Raw genomic sequence first — 9,037 nt, 5'->3', positions numbered from 1 at the left:
GTCGTCGAATTGGCGAAGGTCGTGGTCGCTGAGGTGCGGCATGTCAGAGCGATGCGTCGCGTCAGAGAAAAGCGGCGCCGTTCAATGGGGCTTGATCCTGCCAGATCTGGCTCGGTTTGTCCCGTCAGAAATGAGGGGGGGTAACCGACTACCCGGAGACAGCTTCGCCGCGTCAGCACCGACACCCCGTAGGTCCGACTATTTCGATCGATTTCGCGATCGTCCCCTCGTGAAGAGGCCGCACTAGCCGCAGATCTCGCTCCAGGGGGGGACCGCACCGAAAGACGGGCAGATTTGAATCGGCGCCCGATTACCCATCGGCTGCCGCGAACAACCGAATCCTTCCTGTCTCGCGGCAGCCGGTGCTCAAGCCCTAGTCAAGCTCGTTGACTCGGTCTGTGCTCGGAGGGGTGATTGGGCTGAACGCGCCGAAATCGTTGATGAGCGCTTCGAGATCATTGCCACCATCCAGCCGCGGCTCCGTGATCGTAGCAAAGGTGGTGAAATTATCTCCGCCATCGGCAAGGAAGTTGTTCACCGTGACGTCGTAGGTCGCGACGGGATCGAGAGCCTCGCCGTTGAGCCGGACGTTGCTCACCGAGACCGACGTACAATCGCCGCTATCGTCGATTGTCTTCTGCAGGTCGTACGTAAAGCCTTGGGAGACGCCGAGGTGCAAGAATGGCGGCTCGAACCGGCGGGCTGACACTGCTCCTCCAGCACGGAGACGATCTCCGCCCCAGTCATCGGGAAGGTAACCAGCGTATTGCCGAACGGCTGGAAGGAAAACGCCTCGCCGAACGTCACGACACCGTCGCCCTCGCCGTCCGATTCAGGATATGTCAGATCCGAGCGCAGACCACCTGGGTTCATGAAGGCGATTTGCGCACCGTTGGCCGAGGTCGCCCAGAGCTGGGCATCCGCAGCCAGGTTGCCCGCCGCCGATTCGACGCCGCGATCTGACCCAGCCGGATCGCCCCCGCGGTAGATGGTTTCAGTGATGGTGCCGACGGGCTTGGTGCCGGCTGCTTCGTATAGGGGCTGCCACTTCTCGACGACCGCCGTGACCACTGGGTCGGGGACAAGCACGTCCTGCGCCACCAGATGGTTGGTGGCAACGCTCAGGTCGCGGCGTACGTCGTTGGTGCGCTTGTCGAGGACCAGGCTCACCTCCGAGACCACCCGGCCGTACGAATAGGCGCTGGTGACGATGCGGGGCTGACCGGCGGGGTCAGGCAGGATGCAGTTGTAGGGTAAATGCGTGTGTCCGGTAATGAGCACGTCGATCGCGGGATCGAGTGCTTCATTGATCGCGACAATCGGCCCCGAGATGCCCACGCAGGCGTCGGTATCCCCGGGTGGTGGCGTCTGCGAGCCACCCTCGTGCAACAGCACGACAATCGCGTCGACGCCCTTCCTCTTCAGGATCGGGACCAGCGCGTTCGCCGTTTCCGCCTCGTCGAGGAAGTCCCATCCCTGGATCCCTGCGGCAGCGACTAGGGTATCCGTTGCCTCGAGTGTCATCCCGATGAAGCCAACCTTGACGCTTTCGATTTTCTCGATCCGGTAAGCCGGGAGGGCGGTACGGCCGGTGGTCTCGTCGACGACATTCGCGGCGAGCCAAGGAAAATCAGCACCCGCATAGGGGGCCTCGGGGAAATAGCAGCCATCGACAGGATGGCATCCACCGCGCTGCATGCGCAGCAGCTCAGTGACCCCTTCATCGAGCTCATGATTGCCGACACCGGATACATCGAGCCCCATGGCGTTCAGGGACTCGACTGAAGGCTCATCGTGGAAGAGTCCGGAGAAGGCGGGCGAGCCACCGATGAGATCTCCGGCAGCGACGGTCAGACTGTACTTGTGGCCAAAGCGCAGTTCGTTGAGCTTGGCCGCGAGATACTTGCCACCGCCGGACTCAATGCCGTCTACGGCGCCCGATTCGCTCCCCTGCAGATGCCCGCGGTAGTCGTTGAAGGCCAACAACTGGAGCTCAACCAGCTGGCCCCTGTTGTCCGTCTTGTCCTTTTCTCGGCCGTTATCCTTCGCCATTGCATCGTTGGCTGGGCCGATACCGACCATGGTAGCCAGCAGACCGAAAACGAAGGCGAAGTGCCCGATGCGGCGCGTCTGCTGAAGTCGGGTAAACGGGATATCTGAGCTAGCAGGTCTCATGGGGCGAATGCCTCGATGTGGGAGGGCTCGATGTAGGAGCATGGTGAATCCTGTCGCAGCCTGCAGCGACGCGAGGGAGACGCGAGGCACGGCCGGGTCGGCCCAGCTGCCATGAGCGCCGACGGTCGTTGGGCGGATTGGACGAACGCGCTCCGCATGGCCGAATCCGCCCAACGACCTGCAGAGACGGCATGCTAATAACAAAGTATTAGAGTAAGATTAAGGGATGATGATGAGAATATGACGCAGTTGTCTTCAGTCTGCTCATACTCTATCGCTCTGGGCCGCAGCGTACGGTCTCGCAGCAAGCATCGAGCGACCTTGCTGCGTGGCCGCTCGTTGCTAGTTTGCGGCTGCCGAATTCGCCTATCTGTCGAACGCCGAGCCTTTCACCGCCTCATGGCTGGAGAAGCGCTCCCCGGGAATGCGCCTGTTCTGGAAGCTGTTGAGCCAGCTCTCGATGGAGGCGTCATCCCAGCAGTGGCCTGCGCAATTCATGGGGCCACGCATCCCGTGCTCGGCCAGCGCGTCTTGGAAGGCATGGCTGATGTACTGGCTGCCGCGATCGAGATGCAAGACGAAGCCGGTCGCGGCTGGCGACTGAGCCCGGCTATGGCGAGCGCATCGGTGGCGAAGACGGCCGTCGTGAGGCGAAAGAGTAAGAGGATTGGCAAGGCCCTGAGTGTATCGCTCAGCTCTCGGGCAATGCCTGGTCGGGTTCACGCTGCTGGCGGTTGGGAAGTGACTGGCCAGGCTGACGGGAGGTCTCTGGTCAAGCATCATTCATCTCGTGAGGAGTCGCTCGACTTCGTGGGCGCGACACAAAGACACAACGGGGCCGAACGATGCCAAGAGATCTCATCAATCGAGTGGCTGCGCTGCAAGGTCTGGCAGCGAATTCCCTCAAGCAGATCATCAGCTGGAGCAGTGATTTTGAGATCGATGACCCGGCCATCGATTCGCAGCACGAGCGCATTTTCGATCTCGCACTAGAGGCTTGTGAGCTTTCACGGGCCGCGACCGGCATCCCTGCCCTGATTGACCTGCTCGAAAAGCTCGACGCTGTCTTGGGCGTGCACTTTCGAGCCGAAGAGCAGATGCTCGCCGAAATCGACTACCCTCGGTTGAGCGAGCACAGAGCTGAGCATAATGCAATCCTCGTCGAGCTCGACTTCATCCGACAGCGCTTGGCGAGCGGCAGTGAGGGATGGGCCATTCATCAACAGACCTTGGTCGTGACCAACTTCATGATCGGCGTCACGGTAGGACACATACTGCGCAGCGATTCGGATTACGCCCAGTACATGCAGCGGGACATGCTCCCGCCGCCAGGGTAAGTCCGCAAACACCGGGTTGCCCCATTCCGGGGTGCCACCCTCGAGACGATCGCTGGCCGCATTCCGATCCCTCGCCTGATCGAATCGCAGCGTGTCGTTCGCACCACCGTTCTTCAGGTCGACGACCCAGCGGAGCCATTCACTGACGCGAACATTTCCGGCTGTCGTGGCGGCCAACACAGACGCCGAGATGGGATACGGCGACACCAAGCCCTGACTCTGGAGCCGTAGACGATCTGCCTCATCCGGCTCGACATACTGGGCCGCTCAGCCGATAAGGCCCAAGAGCGTCCTCGGAACTCGCCTCAGTCTCGCGCAGTCAAGCCATGACCAAGGCGCGCTCACCCCGGCTCGTGGCGTCTCGTCGGCTCCGAATCACAGCCACCTTTGCCAGGCTCGGATCGAGTCGCGTCCGCGCAATGCCTCGCTTCGACCTCCGGACCCAGCATGATGGCAATCGGCCGGGTCTGCGGATTGGAGCTGAGCGCGATCTTCAAGGCCATGGTCAGCGGCACCGACAGGAACATGCCAGCCGATCCGAGCACATAGCCCCAGAAGACCAAGGAGACGAAGACGACCAATGTCGAGAGGCCGAGTCCACGTCCCATGACCCGTGGCTCGATGACGCTGCCGATCACGACATTGACGAGCAGGTAGCCCGCAGCGACGAGGACCGCCGACTCCAGTCCGAGCTGGACCAAGGCTAAGAGGACGGCTGGGATCGCGGCGATGATGGAGCCGATGGTGGGCACGAAGTTGAGCAGGAAAGCGAGTGTCGCCCACATGGCGGCGAAGTCGACGCCGAGGAACCTCAGCCAGAGCCAGACCAGGAGGCCGGTCGCGAGGCTGGTGATGGCCTTGATGAACATATAGCCATTGATGGTCTCGAGGACTTGGCGCAGGTGGCGCAAGGAGGCATCCGGGGCGCGCAGCGCCACCCTCAGTTTGCTGGGCAGGCTGTTGGCCTCCATCAAGATGAAGACGACCGTCAGCAGGATGAGAAAGGCATTCGCCAGGGCTGCGCCTAGACCTTTGATCAGATCGCTCGCCAAACCCAAGATGCCTGCGGGGTCGATCATGGAGGTCAGCACATCCCGGGAGATATGCACGCCAAGGTGGTCCAGCCAGCGCACGGCTTCGCCGTTCATGACCTTGAGCCGCGCCTGATACTCAGGAAGGCTCGCGTTGAACTCATTCAAGGATGTGGTGAAGAGACCGACCATCGCCCCACCTATACCCACAATCATGACGACGACCAGCAGAAGCGCCGCCCAGCCGGGCAAGCCTCGACGACGCAGAAAGCGCATGGGAGGCTGCACTACCACGGCGATGAACACGGCAAGGAGGAAGGGCGTCACCAGCGTCGCGGCGGCCTTCAGCCCAGCCACGACAACGACGAAAGCCGCGGCGACCAGCAAGAAGCGCGCGCTCGGACTGAAAGCGAAGGATCGATCCGACTCGGACATCGGCGGCTCAGGTGACTCCACCTCTACACGAGACTGCGGTTGTGAACGGGTCTCTCTCGCAGCGCTGCAGCCAAGCGTGACGCCTTCCAGGGACACTTTGCGACAGGCTGAGCGCGGCGGCGTCAGAGAGCACCCAATGCACTGATTTGGCCCCCGACGAAGGCAGATTGGCCGAGACCGCGCGGCATGCGATCTCGATCAAGGCACCCCGCTCCAGACGATTCCCCGCGCCAAGAGCCAAGACTGAAAACGCTGGATCTTGGTCTCCAGTGAGCAGGTCGGCGGCAAGGTGTCGAGATACTGCCCAAAGGCGATCCGCAGATCCGTTTGCGCTTGGGGATCGAGGTCTTCCCAAGCGCGTCCCGCAGGCGCTTTCTGCTCCATCGTCGTCGCTCCAAGCATCGAGGAGCACGGCGGCGCCAATGCTCCGAAGGGGCCACACAGCCCCAGTTCAGTCGCTCCAGGTTAGCCAACTGGCCGGTCCAGTCAACAACCCGCAGCACCCAGCCAGCGCATGCGAAGGTCGACGGGAGACAGCCCACGAAGCGCACCTGCGTCACCGTCATCATTCGGTAAGCCAATCTTCACCACACGCCCGAGCCTCAGGGTGTAGCGTACAAACCCCTACCAACGATCGGGATTAGCGCCGCGAGCGGCCTTCTTCGTCCCTCATGCGGCGCCAGCCCCTGGCTCAGGTGCCCCATGCCACATCAGCGTCCAATGACAAGCCGGGGGGCGACGACAATGGCGCTACGCCAGACCGCCCTCGCGATCCTTTCGACCCAGGCTCTCATCTCCTCTGAAGCGCTCGGCGCGACGAGCGGCCCGCTGCAGACCGCACCGGAAACGACTGCGGTCGGCACACTCGACATTCGAGACACCCACCTGCGCAACCCCTTCGCCTACATCGTGCCCCAGTGCTATGTCCTCAACCGGGACGAGCAAGACACCGTGCTGAACCCATGCTACGTCTGCCACCAGCGCGGCGCGCAACCGAACTTTCTGGACGATAGCGATTTTCAGCTCGCCTATGAGATGACCGAGCTGGGCTTGACCAATCCCTGGGACAATCTCTTCGAGGACCGGTCGTCGCGCATCCAGGGGATCAGCGACGCGGAGAGCCTCGCCTACGTGCGCACCAGCAACTACATCTCCGAGACCGGCGACCTCATCCTCGCCGAGCGCCTGGCCGACTTGCCGTCCGCCTGGGATATGGATGGTGACAACCAATGGGACGGCTATCGGCCGGATGCCTACTTCCGGTTCGACGAGCAGGGCTTCGACCGCGACCCTCTCGACGGCTACACGGGATGGCGGGCCTTCGCCTACTACCCGACACCCGGGACCTACTGGCCGACCAACGGCTCGGCCGGGGACGTGCTCATTCGTCTGCCGGAGGCCTTTCGGCACACGAGCGCCGGGGAGCTGAGCCTTGCTGTGTATGCCGTCAATCTGGCAATCGTCGAAGCGCTGATCAAGCGCGCCGATGTCGCCATCGATCCGATCGACGAGACCCTATACGGGATCGACCTCAACAAGGACGGCGAGCTCGGCTGGACCAGCCTGGTTCGCTACGATTGGGCACCTCTGGAGGGACGGGAGATGTCCTTTGTGGGTCAGGCCGGCGCGCTGCAGGCGGCTGGGCAGATCCATCTGGCGGTTGGTCTGTTTCCCGAAGGCACAGAGTTTCTCCAGAGTCTTCGCTACCTGGACGTGACCGACGACGCCGGAGTCCAGCCTGCTGTCCGAATGAAGGAGCTGCGCTATGCCCGAAAACAGAGCTGGTACACCTATGCGGAGCTCAAGGGTCTGATCGCTCGAGAGGACGCCGAGCGGCGCGAGTACGAGAACAACACCATCAAGCAGGTCCCCGGCGACTATGAGAGCGGCCTCTTCGGTCAGGGCTGGGTCTACCAGGGGTTCATCGAGTCAGACGACGGCAGCCTCCGGCCCCAGACGCAAGAGGAGAGCCTCTACTGCATGGGCTGCCATACCGGTCTGGGCGCGACCACGGACACCACCTTCGCCTTCGCCCGCAAGCTCGACGCGGAGGCCGATCGCCACGGCTGGTATCACTGGTCCCAGAAGGATGCCTCGGGACTGAACGAGCCCAAGGTCGAGATCGATGGGGCCGGGGTCCAATACGAGTACGCCTACTATCTGATGTACACGCGCTCCGGGAGCGAATTCCTCGACAACCCCGAGCTCGAGGCCCGTTTCTTCGACGAGGATGGGACCCCCAAGGCCGAGGCCTTCGCCGCGTTGCACGACGACCTGACCCTCGCCTTGATACCCTCGCCCGAGCGTGCGCTCGCGTTGAACAAGGCCTACTGGACCATTGTGGAGGACCAGGATTTCGTCCTTGGGCGTGACGCCAATCTCACGCCGGTCGACAGCATGCAAACCCAGGTCACCAAGGACCTCCCGACAGGCGTCGAGCAGGCCGCCAACCCGGTCGCCTTCCACGGCTGTTTCGCGACCGGGGGCTCGTGCGATGCCGATGAAGAGCCCTCGGAGGAGCCGAGCGCCTGGGCGGAACTGGTGACCGGCGCCGGTATGGACGGTCCGGACGGGTCACGTTATCAGGTCGATTGGAACGGGATCATTCATCTGAGCAGCTATGCGCTCGGGATCGAGGGCGTCACCTTCACCTTCCCCGAGCGCCTGACGCTACCGACGCGCACCATCGTGCCTTTGGGAGACACGCGGGTCTGCTACGACTGCCACCGCGTCTCGGCCCCGATCGTCGCGACGAACAACCGCGCTGAGCTGCCCGTCGACTTCGCCGCGCTCGATGCCGAGCCGTCGAGCCAGAGCGGGCTCGTCCAGCTAACGCAGGATCCCGCACGAGACGTTGGCGCCAAGTGGAGCCCGGATGGCCGCACCCTCGCCTTCGTCTCGGACCGAACCGGAACCGACCAGATTTGGCTGCTCTTCCTGCGCAGCGGCGAGCTTCGTCAGCTCACCCAGGGCCCAGAACAGCACGCCTGGCCGGAATGGAGCCCCGACGGAAGACGGCTGGCCTACTGGGCCTATGACCCGACCACCGACCAACAGAGCGTCCGGACCATCTATTTCAACGGCAGCGGCGAGACCACCGTCCTCAATCCCCAAGGTCCGGTGGACCGCCCGGCTTGGCGCCCGGACGGACGTTACCTCGCCGCGGCCGCCGAGATCGACGGCAACTGGGACCTTTGGCTCTTCCGTCCTGACGGCAGCGATCTGCACCGTCTGACGCAGGACGAGGCCATGGAGACCAACCCGCTATGGAGCCCGGACGGCACCACCCTCGCCTACAAGGTCGCCCCCTCAGGCGACTACAATCTGACCATCCAGAACTTCATGACCTTCGAGAACGGCCTGACCCAGCCCAGCATTCACGTCTGGAATGGCCCACAGGCCGTGCAAATGAATGCCTGGAGCCCGGATGGTGCTCAGGTCGCCTACACCGCGGAGGTCATCAGCGGAAGCACCGGAGAGGACCGCGTCACCTATGCGAATATCGTCTCCGATCTGCGCCTCAGGGATGATGAGGCTGTCGCCGATCCCTCTGTCATCATCTCCCGGGGACAGACCATCGGCGACCGTGGAGCCGTCTTCTCGCCCGCGGATGCCAGCCAGGTCGCCTTCTGGGCCTGGGGCAAGGATCACCGCGCCAATCTCTGGCTGTACGACCAGGTCAGCGGACAGCTCGAGCAGCTGACCCAGGGAGGATCCGACATCTATCCGCAGTGGAGCCCGGACGGCAAGAGCCTCGTCTTCGAGTCGAGCCGCGGCGGCAGCTCGGACCTGTGGCTGTTGTCAATCGACTGACGGCATCTGCGAAGTCGAATCTGCCCCTTGCCGGGGCGAAGCCGCCTTGCCTGCGGCTTCCGCCCCCAGTGCCACCAACAAGCCTCGAATGCTGCGCAGCCCGATCTCCGGTCGCGACCTCCCGCTTGAAGAACGCCATCACCGGCTCCGCCGAGAGCGAGCTGGCATCTCAATCGCTCGGCCGAAAAGATGCTCGAGGCCGCTTCGTCGGCGCCTATTGACTGGGGCGACGAGCAAGGGGTCGGA

Annotated in this window: 7 protein-coding genes; 2 read left to right on the top strand and 5 right to left on the bottom strand. The window is 63.1% G+C overall.

Annotated features, from left to right (window positions below; translation table 11 throughout):
* Nucleotides 1-373: 373 nt before the first annotated feature.
* From G3446_RS28760 to G3446_RS19730, 3 genes are all read right to left on the bottom strand, one after another.
* On the bottom strand, nucleotides 374-709 hold the full coding sequence (locus G3446_RS28760; RefSeq protein ID WP_342450161.1) for a 5'-nucleotidase C-terminal domain-containing protein: 336 nt from the start codon (nucleotides 707-709) through the stop codon (nucleotides 374-376).
* Entirely contained in the window at nucleotides 595-2,175 is a 1,581-nt protein-coding gene (locus G3446_RS28755; RefSeq protein ID WP_164454621.1) for a bifunctional metallophosphatase/5'-nucleotidase, read from the bottom strand. The genes G3446_RS28760 and G3446_RS28755 overlap by 115 nt, the downstream gene beginning before the upstream one ends.
* A gap of 366 nt (nucleotides 2,176-2,541) precedes the next feature.
* Nucleotides 2,542-2,751, bottom strand: a complete 210-nt coding sequence (locus G3446_RS19730) for a DDE-type integrase/transposase/recombinase (RefSeq protein WP_164454620.1) — start codon at nucleotides 2,749-2,751, stop codon at nucleotides 2,542-2,544.
* A 293-nt stretch (nucleotides 2,752-3,044) separates the two neighbouring features.
* Here G3446_RS19730 and G3446_RS19725 point away from each other — a divergent pair, with 293 nt between their 5' ends.
* On the top strand, nucleotides 3,045-3,512 hold the full coding sequence (locus G3446_RS19725) for a hemerythrin domain-containing protein (RefSeq protein WP_164454619.1): 468 nt from the start codon (nucleotides 3,045-3,047) through the stop codon (nucleotides 3,510-3,512).
* Nucleotides 3,513-3,853: 341 nt separating this feature from the next.
* Here G3446_RS19725 and G3446_RS19720 read toward each other — a convergent pair whose 3' ends face one another.
* Both G3446_RS19720 and G3446_RS19715 read right to left on the bottom strand, forming a co-directional pair.
* Entirely contained in the window at nucleotides 3,854-4,978 is a 1,125-nt protein-coding gene (locus G3446_RS19720) for an AI-2E family transporter (RefSeq protein WP_164454618.1), read from the bottom strand.
* A 198-nt stretch (nucleotides 4,979-5,176) separates the two neighbouring features.
* Complete coding sequence (locus G3446_RS19715; RefSeq protein ID WP_164454617.1) at nucleotides 5,177-5,362, bottom strand: hypothetical protein; 186 nt, start codon at nucleotides 5,360-5,362, stop codon at nucleotides 5,177-5,179.
* A 360-nt stretch (nucleotides 5,363-5,722) separates the two neighbouring features.
* Between G3446_RS19715 and G3446_RS19705 the strand changes: the two genes are divergently transcribed.
* Entirely contained in the window at nucleotides 5,723-8,791 is a 3,069-nt protein-coding gene (locus G3446_RS19705) for a PD40 domain-containing protein (RefSeq protein WP_164454616.1), read from the top strand.
* Nucleotides 8,792-9,037 lie beyond the last annotated feature (246 nt).

Source organism: Thiorhodococcus minor (genome assembly GCF_010820565.1).
Taxonomy (GTDB): Bacteria; Pseudomonadota; Gammaproteobacteria; order Chromatiales; family Chromatiaceae; genus Thiorhodococcus; species Thiorhodococcus minor.
The sequence above is the reverse complement of the archived record's forward strand: the minus strand, read 5'-3'. Positions and strand labels throughout refer to the sequence as shown.

What these genes read in the sequence shown, in the direction of transcription:
- G3446_RS28755 (WP_164454621.1), bottom strand. Translation starts at nt 2,175, where the DNA reads ATGAGACCTGCTAGCTCAGATATCCCGTTTACCCGACTTCAGCAGACG.
- G3446_RS19720 (WP_164454618.1), bottom strand. Translation starts at nt 4,978, where the DNA reads ATGTCCGAGTCGGATCGATCCTTCGCTTTCAGTCCGAGCGCGCGCTTC.
- G3446_RS19715 (WP_164454617.1), bottom strand. Translation starts at nt 5,362, where the DNA reads ATGGAGCAGAAAGCGCCTGCGGGACGCGCTTGGGAAGACCTCGATCCC.
- G3446_RS19705 (WP_164454616.1), top strand. Translation starts at nt 5,723, where the DNA reads ATGGCGCTACGCCAGACCGCCCTCGCGATCCTTTCGACCCAGGCTCTC.